This window comes from Sneathiella sp. (assembly GCF_036960985.1).
In the GTDB taxonomy this organism is placed as follows: domain Bacteria; phylum Pseudomonadota; class Alphaproteobacteria; order Sneathiellales; family Sneathiellaceae; genus Sneathiella.
This window is the reverse complement of sequence record NZ_JBALWD010000004.1, coordinates 152,607-170,753: the sequence shown is the minus strand read 5'-3', so window position 1 is coordinate 170,753 and position 18,147 is coordinate 152,607. Positions and strand designations below refer to the sequence as shown.

The window sequence follows — 18,147 nt, the reverse complement described above, 5'->3', positions numbered from 1 at the left end:
TCCCTGTTAAATCTTTTCGTCTAAAGGCGGCATGTTTTCACGAAGATAAACGTCAATTCTGATACGTTCTTGCGAAAGGTTAATTGGCAAATTGTCGACATTCGCACGTAGCACGCGGATCGTGCTTCTGACCAAATGACCTGTATCTTGTGAAATAATGGCATTGAATGACCCATGTTCAAGTGCTTCACGTGACAAGGCTGTGAGTTCATGAGCAACAACCATGACCTTATCGTCGAGGCTCGTTTTTCGCAGAAAGTTGATGAGCCCGGCATTTCCCGCAGCCGAAGAATAAATACCGGTGATATCGGGATGCTTGGCGAAAACACCGGGCAACAATTTTTCCAGCAGATCCGGGTCGTCCCGACCCTCCAGAGAGGACAGCACGTCGACCCCGCCAAAACTTTCATTGATGACCTGATCAAAGCCTTGCCTGCGCTCCAAATGATCTCGCGCGAGCATTGACCCCGTTATTACCAAGACCTTACCCTGGCCATTCGGTAGAAAATGCCCCATCAGTTGCGCTGCCGTCCGTCCGGCCGCAAGATTGTCAATTCCGACAAAATAATCACGTTCAGAGCTCGGCAAATCCGACACAAGGGCGATAACAGACATGCCACGTTTCTTGATTTGATCTATGGCTTCCTTGACCGCCGCCGTTTCCGGCCCAAAGATCGCAACTCCGTCTACATTCTCGGGATCCATTCGGGACAGAATACTGGCCAATGCTTGCGGATTAAACGCCGGGATTTTCTCGTAACTTATCTTGGTCCGCTCCAAAGCCAATACCTTGGAGATGCCCATAATTTGGTGTTCTAACGATGTCACAAATTCATTATTACTTTGCGGTAATAGAAATTGAAAATTGTAGACCCGCCCTCGCGCTAAATTTGCGGCTGCCGTGTCCCGGACATAACCGAGTTCCTGAATAGCGTCATAAACGCGTTCAATTGTAACGTTTCGGACGCCTGGACGGCCATTTAGGACCCTGTCCACCGTGGCAAGACTAACACCAGCCACCCGAGCAACGTCATTTACGGTCGGTTTCAAGCCTATATTGCGTCCATGCTTTCCCATTTCCGTCGTTTACGCCTCCCCAATCAACATCGGGCAGAAACGCCATGGATTTGACTTTCTACTCATAATCACGGCTTTCTCCAAGAAGGCACTTCAATCGACATCCGTATGGTGAACCATATTTTTTTATTGAAGGCAGTCTAATTGAGGTACATCTGTCAAGTCCATCATTTTTTGAGGTGCGTACCTCAAAACTGAGAAAAATCTGATTTGTTGTAAGTTAATTTTGAAGCCTCATTAGCCAAAATTACAGTAATATTCAACCTCAAAATACGATTTAATACTTAATAATTTACATTATAAATTTCTTTTAACTATATATTTATAATTAGAATTAAGTTCTTAATCAAAGAAATCCGATTTGAATTGACTGGTAATTCACCCTCAGCCCATTAACTGGCATTTTCCAAAATATTTTATTTAACCGGTGTTTTTCCGTCTCCCATATCCCAGAATAGACCCGTCATCATTTGCAACCCTTCGCGCATTATTGGTGCCAGTACATGTTCATTGGGCGCATGTTGCGAGCATGCCGCATAAGAATGTGGCACCCAAATAGTTGGCATACCGATGACGTCAGAGAAAACATCATTTGGCAGTGACCCTCCGAGATTTGGTAGAATTACTGGTGGCACTTTCATGGTCTTTTCAATGGATGCTGAGGCCCATTGCACCCAAGGATGATCTGGCAACAAACGGGTGGCTTGCATCATAAACCCGTCTTCCTGCTGACCGACAGCGACATCGTCAAAACCATGCTGATTCAGATGATCGCGAATGATGGATAAAAAAGTATCCGGGTCTCTATCGACGGTAAACCGAATTTGGCACCAGGCAGTAGCGCGCGGCGGCACCGCATTCACAACTTTTTCCGGATCGCCCGCTTTCATCGCTAGAACTTCAAAACTATTCCAAGCGAAGACTTGTTCTGCTGGCGTTAAACCAGGCTCGCCCCAATCCGGATCAACCTCCGGTGCCCCTTCCCCGCCCTCAATGGAACAACCCTGGAGCGCCTGGCGAACAGACTCAGGAATCTCTGCAGGTTTTAGTCCCGCTAAAAGAATTTTTCCTTTTTTATCGACAATACTCGAAATTGCGTTCGCAAGACGGATGCTGGCGCTAGACAACAATCCTCCCCAGTTTCCGGAATGATGCCCACCTTCTCGGAGATTAATAGTTAGTTCAAAATTTATGGCGCCGCGCGTCCCCATAAATAGAGTGGGTGCATCGGGTCTTAATCTAGGCCCGTCAGATCCGATTAGCACATCTGCTGCCAACGCCGCTTTCTGCGCCTGACAAAACTCCCGCAATCCGGCCGAGCCGGTTTCTTCTGAAGTTTCAATGAGGATGCGGGAATTAAAGCCAAGAGATCCCCTTGTTTTTAAAACATGGGCCAAAGCCGCAATATTAATTGAATGCTGGCCTTTGTTGTCTGCGGTTCCACGCCCGTACCACCGATCCCCCTGTTTTTCCATTTTCCACGGTGAACGCTCGTCACGCCATTTTCCTTCATGCCCGCGCACAACATCGCCGTGACCATATGTCAGGACTGTTGTTAAATCATCTCCTTCGTGGCGCTCGGCGATAAGCAAAGGTCCGCCGATAGGGTCGGGATTCTCATGAATGGAAATGCCATAGCCCATTTTTTCAAGGCAGGGACCAATTTCCTCAATCAAATAGGCGTAGAGAGCTGGTCTCTTCTCTGGATCCTGGCTTGTTGAGGGAATAGCGATGCGACGCGCCAGGTCTTCATAGAAATCGCCTTGATCAAAATATTCTTCTACGCTGCCGATGGCTGCTTCCCGGGTCATTTTTTTATTTCCTTCGATTTGTTTTTGCTTTTTATGCTCTCACTTAGAGACATCTCTTTTGTACTAGTAACAGGCTCCCTGAAAATTGACTCGCTTTCAACCACAAAAATAATCACACTTGCCGAAAGCAACCTAACTGTGAGCAGCCAATGGCCAGGCGGTACTATAATCTTCCCCCACTCAATACACTGGCTTCTTTCGAGTGCGCCGCAAGAAACCTGAGTATCAAGGATGCGGCTCAAGAACTTAATGTCACGCCTGGCGCTGTAAGCCACCAGATTAAAGCACTTGAAGGCGAGCTCGGAATTGCCTTGTTTGAGCGTAAGCATAGAGGTATCGGCCTGACGAAAGACGGTCAGAGGCTTTTTGTTTCCCTTCAAAGAAGCTTTTCGGATGTTTCGAGCACATTGTCTCATTTGCGCCGAACGAATTTCGATCATTCCGTCACCATTGCGGCAACAACAGCTGTCTCTTCGCTTTGGCTAACGCCACGATTGTCGCGATTTTGGAAAGAACATGGCAATATTCCAATTAACCAGTTGCTTTCCGATCATGCGCCGAAACGAGGCGAACGCGTGGATTTGAGAGTAAAATACGGCAAGAGTAGGGATACCAACAAAACCCATCAAAAGCTTTTCAGCGATCATCTGGTCCCAATTTGCAGTCCGACTTTGGCAAGAAAGTTTGCCGGAGCAGATTTAGAAGCCCTCGCTCAAATGCCACTTATTCACACAGAAGCGGAGGATGAGAGCTGGACAACTTGGACAAGCTGGTTTCGAGAACTCGGCTATTCAGGTGAGATTGCAGCCGGTATACATGTAAATAATTATACCATCGCGCTACAATCCGCGCAGGATGGGGCCGGAATTGTCCTTGGCTGGCAAAGATTAATACGGCCACTTCTCGAAAAGAAGGAGCTCATTCCATTTGGCCCGCATGTGTTAACCGCACCACATTCCTTTTATATTATTACGGACAGTGAAGACATGCTCAGCGACAATACGAAGCTCCTCCGGGATTGGTTGCTTGAGCATATTTGAACAAAAGCAAGTTTAGTTTTTTTGATCCAACATGGAATTTAACTGATGTTGAACATCAGCATTATTTGGCGCAAAGTTTCCCGGAAATCATAGTTGATGGGAGCCTTTTAAATGACACAGCATTCCTCTATCAATCAAGTGTTGGTCCCGGTAAACAAAGCGAAGGGGCTTCCAAACGAGCATTACATTTCACCAGAGATGTTTGCAGAAGAAAAACAATCTGTTCTGTTCAAAAATTGGCCAGGAATTGGTTTTGGCGTTGATGTTCCGAACCCCGGAGACGCCAAGCCAATTGACTTTCTGGGCATGCCGCTTCTTATGGTCCGAGACCGAGATCGAACAGTCGGGGTGTTTCAAAACACCTGTCGACACCGTGGTATGATCCTCGTAAATGAGCCAAAAAATATCCGCGGCACCATCCGCTGCCCGTATCATAGCTGGTGCTACGATCTAAATGGCAGTTTGCGCTCTACACCCCATGTCGGTGGCCCCGGGAATAATACACATGAAGATATTAATTGTGATGAACTTGGCCTTATTCGCATCCGATCCCATGTTTGGAAAGATGTTGTCTTCGTAAATATCTCAGGTGACGCACCTGAATTTGAAGAAGTTCACAAAAATCTTCTAGACCGCTGGAAAGAATTTGACCAACCCATGTTTCATGGTGGCAAGACCTCTTCTTTCAAGCTGGAAGTAGAAACGAATTGGAAACTGGCCGTCGAGAATTATTGTGAATCCTACCACCTTCCGTGGATTCACCCGGGCCTCAACAGCTATTCAAGACTTGAGGATCACTATCATATAGAAGTGCAGGGCGCATATTCCGGGCAGGGCACCTATGTTTATAGGCAGCTTAAAGATGATGATGGTCAGGTATTTCCTGATTTCGAAAATCTGAGCAACCAGTGGAATGAGGGTGCAGAGTATATAGCCGTCTACCCAAATATCCTCATGGGGATACATCGAGACCATTATTATTCGATATTGCTAGAACCCGTTGGCATCGATCGAACCGTAGAGCATGTAGAAATCTACTACCCCGAAGATTGTCAAAATGATCCAGCCTATACCAAATTGATAGCGAAAAATGCGGAGCAATGGAAAGGTATATTCGAAGAAGATTTGTTCGTCGTAGAGGGCATGCAGAAAGGCCGCAAAGGCGACTTGTTTGATGGCGGGAAATTCTCTCCGGCCATGGATGGTCCGACCCATAATTTTCATCACTGGGTAGCGTCTCAAGTAAAACAAAACCGAATGGAATAGATAAAAATAGCTTCCCACAAGCTTAGAAAAAAGACATTGGAAATTCTATTATTATTGTAATTCTTTGGAATATATATCACTTGACCGCGAAAATTCAGGTAATGAAACAGGTTTTATGAAGGAACAATGTGTCGGATTTGAACCAGTGAAAACATGCAAAAAAACTAAAATAGTATGGTAAAATACAAATGGATGGTGCGTAAAAGAGACATAGAATCTCTCTGCAAGCTATTGAGATAACAGTAAGATTTACTTAGAAACAGGGGAGAAGTATTATGTCGATAAAACCGCCGTTTACGGATCTGGATATCAATAAATCCGGATCTGGTTTTTATGAAGGCCATAGCGTCGAGATCGCGGTGCTTAGTAAGGGGATCATGGCCGCTCTTGTAATCTGGGCGCTTATGTGGCCAGCAAATGCGAACGGTGTCCTTGGCAGCCTCAATTGGAAATTACTCGAAGACTTCAACGTCTTCTATATCGTCATTGTCGGGTTTTTCGCCTTCTTCCTACTGGTCGTTGCGGTCATTCCGCAAACTGGAAAGCGCATTATGGGCCCGGCTGGTGAGAAACCGGAATTTTCGAACTTTTCATGGTTTTCCATGATGTTTGGCGCCGGACTTGGAGTTGGCCTGATGGTTTTTGCCACAGCAGAACCTCTTGGCCTTTGGGGATCAAACCCGGTCACAGTAGCAGGTGCGGTTGCGCCGAACACGGAAGCGTCCCTAACCAGCGGCTACCGATATACATTCCTGCACTATGGTTTTCATGCCTGGGCGATCTACGTGGTGACGGGACTTTCCCTCGCTTATTACGCCTATACTCGTAACATGCCGTTGACCATCCGATCCGCTCTAACTCCCCTCTTCGGGAAGCTCATGAACGGTGTTCTTGGCCATATTGTGGATGTTCTCGGCGTTGTTGCCACCATTCTCGGCGTTTCCGTGACGATCGGCTTTGGTGTCAGTCAATTTATTGACGGTATGTATGCAATTACCGGCATGGACTGGATGATGGATATGTCAGGCGACGCACCAGCCCCCGGCACCGTCGGGCTCATTGCTGGATTGCTCGTTATCATGGGGCTCTCTATTATTTCGGCTGTCTCTGGTGTTGGACGTGGCGTGAAGTATCTGTCGAATTTGAACCTTGTTCTGTCGATAATTCTCCTCATGACGTTCGTTATATTCGGTTCATTCGTGTTTGCGATGACTACATATGGAACGGCTTTCGTTGATTACATCCTGAACTTTGTCTCATTGAGTTTCGGTGCTTACGGGCCTCAATCTGCTGACGCCTTTGCCAGCGCATTGCCCGAAGCTGCAAAGCCTCTGGCAGGAGATTTGATGGCGGGTGCAACCAATGCCTGGGGATCTTTTGACGGATTTAAATCAGGTCTTGAAGGCGCAGCGGCGGCGCTTCCAGAAGAAACTCTGGCGGCTGTTTATGCAGCCGGCAATGACGGACGTCAGTTCGGTTGGCAAGCTGGTTGGACAACCTTCTATTGGGCGTGGTGGATCGCGTTCTCACCATTTGTTGGCTTGTTCCTAGCACGCATTTCTAAGGGCCGGAGTGTTCGCGAATTTATCGTCGGGTGTGTCTTCGCGCCAGCCATGGTTTGTTTTGCCTGGATGACGATCCTTGGTGGTACGGCTATTGATCTGGAGCTTACTGGCGGCGCAGGCGGTGCCATTATTGGAGCATCCAATACAGCCAAGCTGTTTGTGACGCTCGGTGCCATGATCGATGGTGGTTTCCTTACAGGGATTACCATCATGTGTGTTGTGCTTATCATGACATTCCTGGTGACATCTGCTGACTCAGGTATTCTCGTGATGAATACGATTATGTCCGGCGGCGCTCAAGAAACCGGTATAAAGCACCGGATTGTCTGGGGCGTTATCTTGACTTTGGTTATCGGCACATTACTGATTGCGGGTAAAACCAACGGGGGAGCGGATCCAATGGAAGCATTGAAGAGTGCCATGATTATTGGTGCCCTGCCCTTTACCATTGTCATGGGCCTTATGTGTATCTCGCTGATAAAAGCGCTTTACAGAGATGGGATGCGAGACAAGCATGCCGCGTTGGCGGAACAACCGGCAGAATAATGTCGATGCGCTTTCGCATTTAAGAAACTACGACAAGGGTCAGCATATTCATGCTGACCCTAACCTGATCAGTTTATAAAAACATCTTGTCCAATTGAGGACATCCCCATATTTCCTTCATTATGAGTGCTGAGGCCCAAATATGAGATCCCACGCGCAGGTCGTTGTCATAGGTGGCGGAGTAATCGGCTGTTCCATCCTCTATCATTTGACTAAACTCGGTTGGTCGGATGTTGTCCTGCTGGAACGTGATGAACTAACCTCCGGGTCTACTTGGCACGCCGCTGCCAATATTCACGGTTTGCATGATTCAACCAACATCAGCCGCATCCAGCATTACACTATGAATCTATACAAACAGTTGGAAGAAGAAACGGGACAAGGGTGTGGTGTCTTCCAGCCGGGATCGCTCTATCTAGCGCAAACAGAGGCACGTGAACATCAATTGCGGCTGCAAGCGGCCAAAGCAAAATACTATGATATGAATTTCCATGAAGTCACGCGCGCTGAAGCCGAGGTTTTACACCCGCTTGTCAATTATGACGGCGTGTGCTGTATCATGTTTGAACCGGATGGCGGTAATGTAGACCCTTCCGGTGTGACGCAGGCTTATGCCGCGGGTGCTCGCCAAAACGGGGCTGAAATTCACCGATTTACGCCCGTCACTGCGACAGAAAGTCAGCCCGATGGCAGCTGGATCGTTCGCACGGACAAAGGTGATATTCGCACCAAGTGGATCGTCAACGCGGCCGGTTTATGGGGCCGTGAAGTCGCAGCGATGGCGGGTGTCGAACTGCCTCTTCTTCCGACGGAACATCAGTACTTTGTGACGGAAGCGATTGTCGACATCGAAAAGATGGATCGACGGTTGCCCTCTGTTGCTGATAGGGATGGTGAATACTATCTTCGCCAAGAGGGAAATGGCCTTCTTATCGGCGCCTATGAAAAGGATGTGCGGTTCTGGGCAGAAGACGGAACCCCCAGTGATTTTGGTCATGAGCTGTTTCCCGATGACCTTGAGCGGATCATGGACAATGTGATGCGTGCCATGGACCGGGTACCGGTCGCTGCGGATGCGGGTGTTCGGCGGGTTATCAATGGGCCGATGATTTGGTCACCGGATTCAAATGCCTTGTTCGGGCCTGTGCCGGAAAAATCTGGTTATTTCTGCTGCAACGGCATCATCCCTGGATTTTCCCAATCCGGCGGTCTCGGAATGTTGACGGCAGAATGGATTGTTACCGGGGAATCCCATCTTGATATGTTCGCCTGGGACATGGCGCGGTTCGGAAGCTGGGCAGATAAAAAATTCACGAAAGCCCGAGTCGAAGATCAATATGCCAATCGGTTCGCCATCCATTTCCCAAATGAAGAACGATCGGCCGGCCGGCCGGCGCGTGCCCGCCCCGTCTACGAAACCCAAAAAAGTTTAGGTGCTGTTTTTGGCCTCAATTACGGATGGGAGCATCCGCTGTGGTTTGCGGAGGCACCCGGCGAAAAAGACACCAACGGTTTTACCCGGCAAAACTGGTTTGAGCCCGTGGGGCGTGAATGCCGGATGCTACGTGACAGGGCCGGTATCATTGATATTTCCAATTTCGCCAAATATTCCGTGAAGGGCGTTGGCGCAGAAGACTGGCTCAACAACCTTTTTGCCAACAAAATACCTAAAGCCGTCGGCCGTTCCTGCCTAACCCCGCTCATTGGCGTGCGCGGCGGTATCGCCGGTGATTTCACTGTGACGCGGTTGGCAGAAGACGAATTTCTCATCGTTGGATCCGGCATGGCGGAACGATACCATAAACGGTTTTTCGACGCGGTTCCCCTGCCGGACGATACGGTTTTCCAAAGCCGGACTGAAGCTATGTGCGGCTTTAACGTGGCTGGACCCCTGTCCAGAGATATTTTACAGCGCCTGACTAACGCTGATCTGTCGACCGCGGCCTTTCCGTTCATGCGCTCCCAGCATATCGAACTGGCAGGGATCAAGCTCATAGCTATCCGTGTTTCCTTTACCGGTGACCTGGGGTGGGAACTGCATTGCAAAGCTGACGACCAAGAGGCGCTGTATGAAGCGCTTTTAGAGGCAGGCAAAGAGTTTAATGCCGGACCGGTTGGCAGCCGCGCCCTGATGTCGCTGCGGATCGAAAAGGGATATGGCAGCTGGAGCCGCGAATACTCCCCAGAATATTGGCCACAAGAAGTAGGCCTCGATCGACTCATCAAGACCGGCAAGGACTTCCTGAACAAGGATGCCTATATAGCACTTCAGGACAATGCGCCGCGCGAGCTGCTCTGTATCATGGAGATTGAGGTGGCAGAGGCTGACGCCACCGGTGGTGAGCCTATCTTCCTTATCGATGGAACGCCGGTTGGCCGGGTCTCCTCTGGCGCTTATGGGTATTCCGTTGAAAAATCTCTTGCCTTGGGCTTTATCAAAACTAATCAGGCACAGCCGGGCACAAAACTTGAGGTCTATATTCTCGGACAGCCACATCAAGCCATCATTCTGGCCGAGCCCCCATTTGATCCCTCGGGAGAAAAGCTCAGAGCCTGAAGCTTATCACCGGCTATTGTCTCGACGCGCAAAGAAAGGCTAGATTGAGAGGAACAAGCCCGATATAAAAGACAGATACATTTTCTCCCGAACAAATAAACAAACAAGAATGGAGATAAGACGAAAATGAATCTCAATGGAAAAACCGCTATTATCACAGGTGGCGCTTCTGGTTTAGGGGCCGCAACAGCTCGAAAACTTGCCGCAGCAGGCGCCAAAGTCGGCTTATTTGATCTTAATGAAGAACTCGGCAACACCGTAGCCTCGGAAATTGGCGGCGCCTTTGCGAAAGTCGATGTTACCTCCGAGGAGCAGGTTGATGCGGGCTTCGCTTCAATCCGGGCCGCTCTTGGTCAGGAAAGTATCCTCGTCAATTGTGCCGGAACGGGCAATGCCGTCAAAACTGCCAGCCGAGATCGGGAAACCGGTGAGATAAAGCATTTTCCGTTGGACCGGTTCGAAATGATCATTCAGATCAACTTGATCGGTACATTCAGATGCATTGCAAAATCCGCCGCCGGCATGATGACCCTTGAACCAGAAAACGGGGAACGCGGCGTCATTATCAATACGGCTTCCGTTGCGGCCGAAGACGGTCAAGTCGGACAGGCGTCTTATTCCGCGTCAAAAGGCGGCGTCATCGGTATGACCCTGCCCATCGCCCGTGATCTGGCCCAAGAATTTATCCGAGTAAATACCATATTGCCGGGCCTCTTCGACACGCCGCTGCTGCAAGGCGCACCAGATCATGTCAAGGCGGCCCTCGCCGCACAGGTTCCAAATCCCTCTCGGTTAGGCAAACCAGAAGAATATGCCTCATTGGCTATTCAAATGTGTGAAAACGCCTATTTTAATGGAGAAGATGTCCGCCTTGATGGCGCAATTCGAATGGCACCGCGATAGCAATCAGAATAACACCACTAAAAATGGGAACTTAAAAAATGACCGACGCATATATTATTGATACCTGTCGCACACCCCGCGGCATTGGCAAGGTTGGTAAGGGCAGCCTTTCCCACCTCCACCCACAATATCTCGGTGCGACTGTGCTAAAAGCCCTTGCGGAACGCAACGATTTCAACACGGCAGAGGTCGACGATATTATCTGGGCTACTTCGTCGCAAACGGGAAAGCAATCCAATGACCTCGGCCGCATGGCTGCTCTGACAGCAGGATATGACCAAAAATCTTCTGGTGTTACATTGGACCGGTTCTGCGGATCGGGCATTACAACGGTCAATCTGGCCGCTGCACAAATCATGGCCGGTATGGAAGATCTAGTCATTGCTGGCGGGACGGAAATGATGAGCTATTCGGGATCTGTCGGAAACCCCGATGTGCTGCCCATGCTCGATCAGGGCAACCTGAAACTTCGTGAAATGCATCCACAATCACAGCAAGGAGTTTGTGCCGACGCTATTGCCACTCTTGAAGGGATCGATCGCAAAGCCGTCGATGAACTTGCCGTTGAAAGCCAAGTACGCGCTGACCGCGCCATTCGCGAAGGCCGGTTTGATAAATCGGTCATTGCGGTAAAGAACGAAGACGGATCTGTGGCCCTCGATCGTGAGGAGTTTCCGCGCCCCGGTACGACAATGGAGTCTCTCGCCGGTTTAAAAACCGTCTTCAGCATGTGGCGCGATATCCCGGTTGATGATACCGGGGAGACTTTCGGTACGCTGATCCAGCGGCAGTATCCGCAGATCAAGGAATTCGATCACGTGCATCATGCCGGTAATTCGTCTGGTGTCGTTGACGGGGCCGCTGCATTGCTTCTTGCCTCACGGGAGTATGCCGAGAAGAACAATCTTAAACCCCGTGCACGGATTGTCGCCACGGCCAATATGGGTGACTGCCCCACATTGATGCTCAATGCTCCTGTTCCTGCCGCACAAAAGGTTCTCGCCAAGGCAGGTATGACCACGGACGATATTGATCTGTGGGAAATCAATGAAGCCTTCGCCGTTGTTGCCGAGAAATTCATCCGCGACTTGAAATTGGATCGCGATAAAGTCAATGTCAATGGCGGTGCGATGGCTTTGGGACATCCTATCGGCGCGACTGGCTCTATTCTAATCAGCACCTTGCTGGACGAGTTGGAACGACAAGACAAGAAACGCGGATTGGTTACTATGTGTGCGGCCGGCGGAATGGCCCCAGCGATCATTATCGAACGGGTCTAATCCACCTGACAATCAAAAACAAGGTAACCCCACGCGGTTTCAATGTGCCAAATGCGTGGGGTTTCGTTGTTTTCTCAATCTAGTCAGGTATATCACTGACCTGACGAGCAATCTCGATGATCTTCTGGATCAGAGGTGAATTATTGGCAGTGGCGTAAATGCTGTAGAATGAAATGGCGGGCAGTTCAGGCTCGGTTTTCAGGACCTGCATGGTTGCCGCTTTTACATCTCCATCATAGTAATTCAAGGGCAGCAACGACACCCCAAGACCCGACCGCACAAGCCCCGCACTGATCTCCATGGAATTTGTTCGATCCTGCTTTTTTGGTCGGGCATCATGATCCTTGAACCAGCTTTCCTGAAGATCTGACAAAATGGAATTCGGGCCCAACGAAATTAGCGGCCAGTCTTCCAGATCTTTCGGCACCAACTGACGATCCGGCACCCCTAGTTTGGGCGACGCCATAAAGGCAAACCTGATGGCGCCCAAGGAAATGGCTTCAATCCCCTCTCCGAATTTTCCATTGCCGGGGATGATGCCAAGGTCCGTATCGCCGCTGAGTGTTTTCTCACGGATATCGCCCGCCAACCCGACTTCGAGCTCGATATCAATGTTGGGGAAAAGATGGCTGAGATTCGCGACCAGATCCGGCAACCAAGTCAAGGCGATAAGTTCGGCAACACCGATTTTAATAGATCCGGTCATGGTTTCAGGATTAGCAATTTTTGCCTTGAGTGCCGTCACCTGCTCATGAATATTTGTAGCATATTCCAGTAAATCCATACCGCTTCTGGTTAGCTTTATCTGTCGTTTAGTCCGATCCAAGAATTGAACACCCAATTCATTTTCCAGCTCGGATATACGCATAGAAATGGTGGATTGTGTGGTGTTTAATTTAACCGCTGCCTTGGTAAAAGAGCCCAATGCGGCAACCCAACGAAACGTTTCCAGCTGCTGCAGATTCATCAATAAATCCGATCAAAATCATCATATTTAATCATTTCCTATGATACTATAGTTCCTCTAACATACAGAAACAAATTTAAAACAACGCCGAAGATAAAGGATTTGACCATGATGGAACGCCCCTTTCGCGAAATCACCTCAGAAGAAATCGCGACATTTCATAAAGACGGCGTTGTCTTCCTGAAAGGTTTTTTCAATATCAGCTGGGTGGAGAAACTCCGCGAAGAGGCAGAGATTGACCTGGCCTCACCCGGCCGTCTGCATCAGGAATTGACCCAGGGGGATAGTAGCGGCCGTTTCTTTTTTGATACTTTTCTGTGGACTTTCAATGAAGGCTTCAAGGAATTTGTCATGTCCTCTCCCGCTGCCGAAATTGCCGGTCAAATGATGAAGGCCGACAAGATCAACGTGTTCTTCGACCAGCTCCTGATCAAGGAACCTGGCACTGCAGATCGCACGCCCTGGCATCAGGATCTACCCTACTGGCCTGTGGACGGAGAGCAGGTTTGCACCCTCTGGTTGGCGTTGGATCCCGTAGACGCGGAAACAGGCGCTGTGGAATATGTGAAGGGTTCACATCTGTGGGGTCAGGGCTACAAACCGCCGGCGTTCGCGGGGGATGACAAATACAAATTGCCACTGCCACCAGTACCGGATATCGAGGCACAACGAGATGAGTTGGATATTGCCCAATTTGAGTTCGAACCCGGCGACTGCACCATCCATCATGGCAAGCTGGTGCATGGCGCGCCCGGCAATGCCCGCTCTGACTTGCGACGGCGGGCCTATGTAACCCGGTGGACTGGAGACGATGCCATCTATACACCGGATCCGGAAAAACAGGAAATGATGTGGGATCCGGAGATAGAGGCCGGCGGACCGCTCGACAGTGATTTGTGGCCCGTTGTTTGGCGAAGGCCGTGATGCCAGACATGTAGGGCACCCAATTTGACCAGGAACTCGGAAGCGAATAGGTTTGACGAATGAATACGCCTGACAAGATAGATATTGGTATTAATGGGCCCACGGCCTGGACGACAAGCAGTCTGGGTCCGGATGGCGGTTTTTTTAATCTATCGCAACCCTGCCTTGATGAAATTCTGCAAATCAGTAATTTTCTGGAAGAAAACCCTCTTCCGGTTACCAGTTTGAATCCTAAGGAATTGGATTTACCGCTCTGCCGGGCAGCCATGCTGGATGTTCAAAAGGAACTGGATAAAGGCTGTGGTTTTGCTCTTATCGATAGACTTCCGCTAGATCATATACCGCCCGATATCGCAATTTCTGTCTACTGGATTCTCATAGGCATGATCGGACGGCCGGTCGCCCAGAAATGGGACGGAAAAATGGTCTATGGCGTGGCAGATTCCACGGGCAAGAAACCCGGCAATGGCGTTCGCGCCGATGTGACCAACGCAGAACAGAACTTTCATACCGACAATTCCTACAATATCTGCCCTCCCGATCACGTCACGTTACTCTGTCTGCATCCGGCACGCGAGGGCGGCATCAGCCGCGTCGTCAGCCTCAATTCGGCACATAATCGATTACGCACTTCGCATCCCGAGCTACTAGATCGGTTGTATGAACCCTTTTATTTTGACCGGCAGCGGGAGCACGGGCCAAAGGATGAGAAAATCATTAAACGGCCAGCCTTCTCTGTGGAAAATGGTCGCTTGAAATCCCGCCTCTCCGCCTCGCTTATCCGGCAGGGATATGAACTGACCACTGAGAAATTGGATACAAAGGGACAGGAGGCGGTTGCCGCGCTCTACGAAATCCTCGATGACCCGGAATTATATCGCGAGTTTTTCTTCAAGCCAGGACAGATACAGATTGTCGATAACCGGATGCTAGCGCATAAAAGAACACAATTTGTCGACTGGCCCGAACCGGAACGAAAGCGCCGACTCATCCGGCTCTGGCTCCGCGAAGACGGCAGAACCTTCTATAACGGATAAACGCCGCAATGATCCGACTGACAAAATTGACCGGGTTTATGGGTGCCGAGATTGATGGCGTTGATTTGAGCCGACCAATTTCCTCCGACCTTCGCACCGCCCTTCAAAATGCCCTGAATGATCATCATGTGATTATCCTACGGGATCAGAAATTGAGCCGCGAGCAGCATAAAAACGTCACGGCGATTTTTGGCTCTCTGATGAAGTTGCCCTATGTGGAACCGCTCCCCGATGATGACTATATCATAGCCGTCCTGAAAGAGACCGAAGAACAGGGAACCGGCGTATTTGGCGGGGAATGGCATTCTGATTTCAGTTTTTTGAAAAACCCACCGGCGGGATCCATTCTTTATGCTCATGAGGTACCGACCGTCGGCGGCGACACCCTTTGGGCCAGTCAGGCGGCAGCTTTTACCAGCTTGCCTGAGCAATTAAAAGAATTTGTTACCGGACGATATGCCATCCACGTAGGCGCCCCCTATGGTATAAAACACGCTCCACCCATTGACGCTCAAGCCAACGCCTCCATCCGTATGGCCCGAAATAATCCCGAGGCAGATCGAGAAATACAGCATCCCGCCGTGGTGACAGACCTGAAAACGGGCCGTAAATCGCTCTTTCTTAACCCCATTTATACGACCCGTTTCGAAGACATGAGTGCTTTGGACAGCGCCGACATCCTGCAAGAAATATACAGACATGCAACCCGCCCAGATTTTTCCTGCCGGCATCAGTGGAAAATCGGGGATGTCGTCATTTGGAATAATCGCACTTGCCTGCATTATGCGACCAATGATTATGATGGGAGTCGTCGGCTTCTGCACCGAACTACCTTCACGGGAGCGCCCCCGAGCTAAAATATTACTGACTTTTGATTGCAAGGTTGTCCCCGTCAAACGAGGGCATTTATGAGACAATATGCGCAGAATGTGAACTGCGACACAAAATTAGCGATAATTTCGACACTTATCGAAAGATCGAGTGACAACAATCTGCGTATGCCTATAGTAACCATCGGGGCGCCATCAGCAGGAGACTTTAAGAATGGGGACTGCCATCATTATTGGCGCGGGCGAAGGTTTATCCGCGTCTCTGGCGCGCAAACTTCACCATCGCGGACACAAACTAGTTTTGGCCGCGCGTAATATCGAGAAACTTGACGTATTGCAAAAGGAAACAGGTGCAACACTGGTTGCCTGCGATGCCGCAGATGCAGGCGACATGGAAAAAGTCTTCGCCGCCGCCGACGCCCTGGGCGGGCCCATTGAAATTGCCGTTTATAATCCATCGGCCCGAGTTCGCGGTGGCATAACAGAACTTGATCCTGACGCCGTAAAATCCGCCATTCTGATCACCAGCTACGGGGCCTTTCTTATGGCCCAGCAAGCCGCGAAACGCATGATCCCTAATGCTAGTGGCGCGATTTTATTCACTGGTGCGTCCGCTGGCGTTAAGGGGTACCCGAACTCATCCACTTTCGCCATTGGTAAATTTGGATTGAGGGGGCTGGCGCAAAGTCTTGCGCGGGAACTTCATCCGCAGGGCATTCATATTGGACATTTCGTCATTGATGGCGGTATCCGCAGTGCCGGACGGCCGGAGCGCATCGAGTCTCCAGATAATCCGGATTCCCTGCTGGACCCTGAAGCCATTGCCGACAGTTACCTGCATCTCCTCGATCAGCCCCGTTCGAGCTGGTCCTGGGAAATGGAAGTCCGCCCCTGGGTGGAAACATTCTGACCGCACTCGCAACGTCTATTTAATTCCAATCGACCTTCACCTATATTGTACGTACAACACAACAGCGATTGAACGCTGACGCATCACAGGAGATTACCAATAATGACTGAATCCTCACCTTATGTCCCACCAAAAATCTGGAAATGGGAAAGTGAAAACGGTGGCCAGTTCGCCAAAATCAACCGGCCAATCGCCGGTCATACCCATGAAAAGGAACTGCCTGTCGGAAAACACCCCATGCAACTCCACTCGCTGGGCACCCCCAATGGCGTGAAGGTGACGATCATGCTGGAAGAACTTCTGGCATTGGGTTTTGAAGGCGCCGAATATAATGCCTTTATCATCAACATCGGTGAGGGGGATCAGTTCAGCAGTGGCTTTGTCGATATCAATCCCAATTCAAAAATTCCCGCGCTTCTCGATCGCAGCACTGAGCCGCCCACAAGAGTTTTTGAATCTGGTGCCATCTTGCTCTATCTCGCCGAAAAATTTGGAGCGCTTATGCCCAAAGACCCAGCCCACCGGGCAGAATGCCTCTCTTGGCTCTTCTGGCAAATGGGTAGCGCGCCGTATCTAGGCGGTGGATTCGGCCATTTCTATGCCTATGCGCCATTTAAAATTGAGTATGCCATTGACCGATTTGCCATGGAAGTGAAGCGGCAACTGGATGTTCTGGATCGTCATCTAGCGGACAACCAGTATATGTGCGGGGATGAGTACACCATTGCCGATATTGCTATCTGGCCTTGGTATGGTCTTCTGGTCGCCGGTAAAGCCTACAGCGCCGGTGAATTTCTTGATACTAAATCTTACAAGAATGTAACACGCTGGATGGAGCAGATTGCAAAACGCGACGCGGTAAAACGCGGCCGCATCGTCAACAAAGCCAGCGGCGAGCCGCATGAGCAGCTGCGCGAACGTCATGATGCCAGCGATTTTGACACTAAGACACAAGATAAAATCGCCGACGAATAGATAAATTAGCGCAATATCCGGCGTCCGATTGGCGGCCGATATTGCGCTTTTAATTCTTAGCTCGACGGCGGACAATCGTAAAATTCGACCGGCGTCATAAGCCGGTTTTCTTGACTTTCCAACGCGCCAAGCTCCCCACTATGCTTTACATATTCAAGCCATTCCGCATCCGCCCAAAGGGCCGCGCGTTTGGCTTCGCGGTCACCCGCGTCTTTGAACATCCAAATATGTACAAACTCGTTGATATTTCCCGTTTCCGTTTTCAAGAAGGCCAGCGGTACCCCCAGTATTCTGGATTGCGGCGCTTTACCATATTTTTCATACAGGGCCAAATGGGGGTTCAGTTTTCCGGGTTTCGTCACATAGGTTCGAACATCGAGTAGCATCGGAGCCTCTTTCTTCTTGTTATCCTATAAGCCATCAAGGTCCCGCACCGTTTCTTCCATTGCGGATCTTGAT

15 protein-coding genes are annotated in these 18,147 nt (G+C 49.9%); 11 read left to right on the top strand and 4 right to left on the bottom strand.

All coding sequences use genetic code 11. The annotated features are described in order from the left end of the window. Window positions 1-6: 6 nt before the first annotated feature. Window positions 7-1,077 (bottom strand): LacI family DNA-binding transcriptional regulator, encoded by a 1,071-nt coding sequence (locus V7723_RS03825; protein ID WP_335683109.1) that lies wholly within the window; start codon window positions 1,075-1,077, stop codon window positions 7-9. Between the two features lie 416 nt (window positions 1,078-1,493). Then, window positions 1,494-2,888, bottom strand: a complete 1,395-nt coding sequence (locus V7723_RS03820; RefSeq protein ID WP_335683108.1) for a M20 family metallopeptidase — start codon at window positions 2,886-2,888, stop codon at window positions 1,494-1,496. Between the two features lie 149 nt (window positions 2,889-3,037). On the opposite strand from V7723_RS03820, the gene V7723_RS03815 reads away from it, so the two are divergent. The 6 genes from V7723_RS03815 (at window position 3,038) to V7723_RS03790 (ending at window position 12,045) form a co-directional block, all read left to right on the top strand. Beyond that, the gene (locus V7723_RS03815) at window positions 3,038-3,928 is read left to right on the top strand and encodes a LysR substrate-binding domain-containing protein (protein WP_335683107.1); all 891 of its coding nucleotides are present in this window, start codon (window positions 3,038-3,040) and stop codon (window positions 3,926-3,928) included. Window positions 3,929-4,039: 111 nt separating this feature from the next. Next, entirely contained in the window at window positions 4,040-5,194 is a 1,155-nt protein-coding gene (locus V7723_RS03810) for an aromatic ring-hydroxylating oxygenase subunit alpha (protein WP_335683106.1), read from the top strand. Between the two features lie 275 nt (window positions 5,195-5,469). Beyond that, complete coding sequence (locus V7723_RS03805) at window positions 5,470-7,305, top strand: BCCT family transporter (RefSeq protein WP_335683105.1); 1,836 nt, start codon at window positions 5,470-5,472, stop codon at window positions 7,303-7,305. Between the two features lie 142 nt (window positions 7,306-7,447). Beyond that, complete coding sequence (locus tag V7723_RS03800) at window positions 7,448-9,862, top strand: GcvT family protein (RefSeq protein WP_335683104.1); 2,415 nt, start codon at window positions 7,448-7,450, stop codon at window positions 9,860-9,862. A 126-nt stretch (window positions 9,863-9,988) separates the two neighbouring features. Next, window positions 9,989-10,765: an SDR family NAD(P)-dependent oxidoreductase gene (locus tag V7723_RS03795; RefSeq protein WP_335683103.1), complete on the top strand. Its 777-nt coding sequence runs from the start codon at window positions 9,989-9,991 to the stop codon at window positions 10,763-10,765. Window positions 10,766-10,803: 38 nt separating this feature from the next. Further along, window positions 10,804-12,045: an acetyl-CoA C-acetyltransferase gene (locus V7723_RS03790; protein ID WP_335683102.1), complete on the top strand. Its 1,242-nt coding sequence runs from the start codon at window positions 10,804-10,806 to the stop codon at window positions 12,043-12,045. A 79-nt stretch (window positions 12,046-12,124) separates the two neighbouring features. On the opposite strand, the gene V7723_RS03785 is transcribed toward V7723_RS03790, so the two are convergent. Continuing rightward, window positions 12,125-13,012, bottom strand: a complete 888-nt coding sequence (locus tag V7723_RS03785) for a LysR family transcriptional regulator (RefSeq protein ID WP_335683101.1) — start codon at window positions 13,010-13,012, stop codon at window positions 12,125-12,127. A 108-nt stretch (window positions 13,013-13,120) separates the two neighbouring features. Here V7723_RS03785 and V7723_RS03780 point away from each other — a divergent pair, with 108 nt between their 5' ends. From V7723_RS03780 to yghU, 5 genes are all read left to right on the top strand, one after another. Continuing rightward, window positions 13,121-13,936, top strand: coding sequence for a phytanoyl-CoA dioxygenase family protein (locus V7723_RS03780; RefSeq protein WP_335683100.1), 816 nt, complete (start codon window positions 13,121-13,123; stop codon window positions 13,934-13,936). 59 nt (window positions 13,937-13,995) lie between these two features. Then, window positions 13,996-14,973 (top strand): TauD/TfdA family dioxygenase, encoded by a 978-nt coding sequence (locus tag V7723_RS03775; RefSeq protein WP_335683099.1) that lies wholly within the window; start codon window positions 13,996-13,998, stop codon window positions 14,971-14,973. 8 nt (window positions 14,974-14,981) lie between these two features. After that, window positions 14,982-15,830, top strand: a complete 849-nt coding sequence (locus V7723_RS03770) for a TauD/TfdA dioxygenase family protein (RefSeq protein ID WP_335683098.1) — start codon at window positions 14,982-14,984, stop codon at window positions 15,828-15,830. Window positions 15,831-16,017: 187 nt separating this feature from the next. Continuing rightward, window positions 16,018-16,713, top strand: a complete 696-nt coding sequence (locus tag V7723_RS03765) for an SDR family NAD(P)-dependent oxidoreductase (protein ID WP_335683097.1) — start codon at window positions 16,018-16,020, stop codon at window positions 16,711-16,713. 102 nt (window positions 16,714-16,815) lie between these two features. Then, window positions 16,816-17,688, top strand: a complete 873-nt coding sequence (yghU, locus tag V7723_RS03760; protein WP_335683096.1) for a glutathione-dependent disulfide-bond oxidoreductase — start codon at window positions 16,816-16,818, stop codon at window positions 17,686-17,688. Between the two features lie 56 nt (window positions 17,689-17,744). On the opposite strand, the gene V7723_RS03755 is transcribed toward yghU, so the two are convergent. After that, complete coding sequence (locus V7723_RS03755; RefSeq protein ID WP_335683095.1) at window positions 17,745-18,074, bottom strand: NIPSNAP family protein; 330 nt, start codon at window positions 18,072-18,074, stop codon at window positions 17,745-17,747. Between the last annotated feature and the right edge of the window lie 73 nt (window positions 18,075-18,147).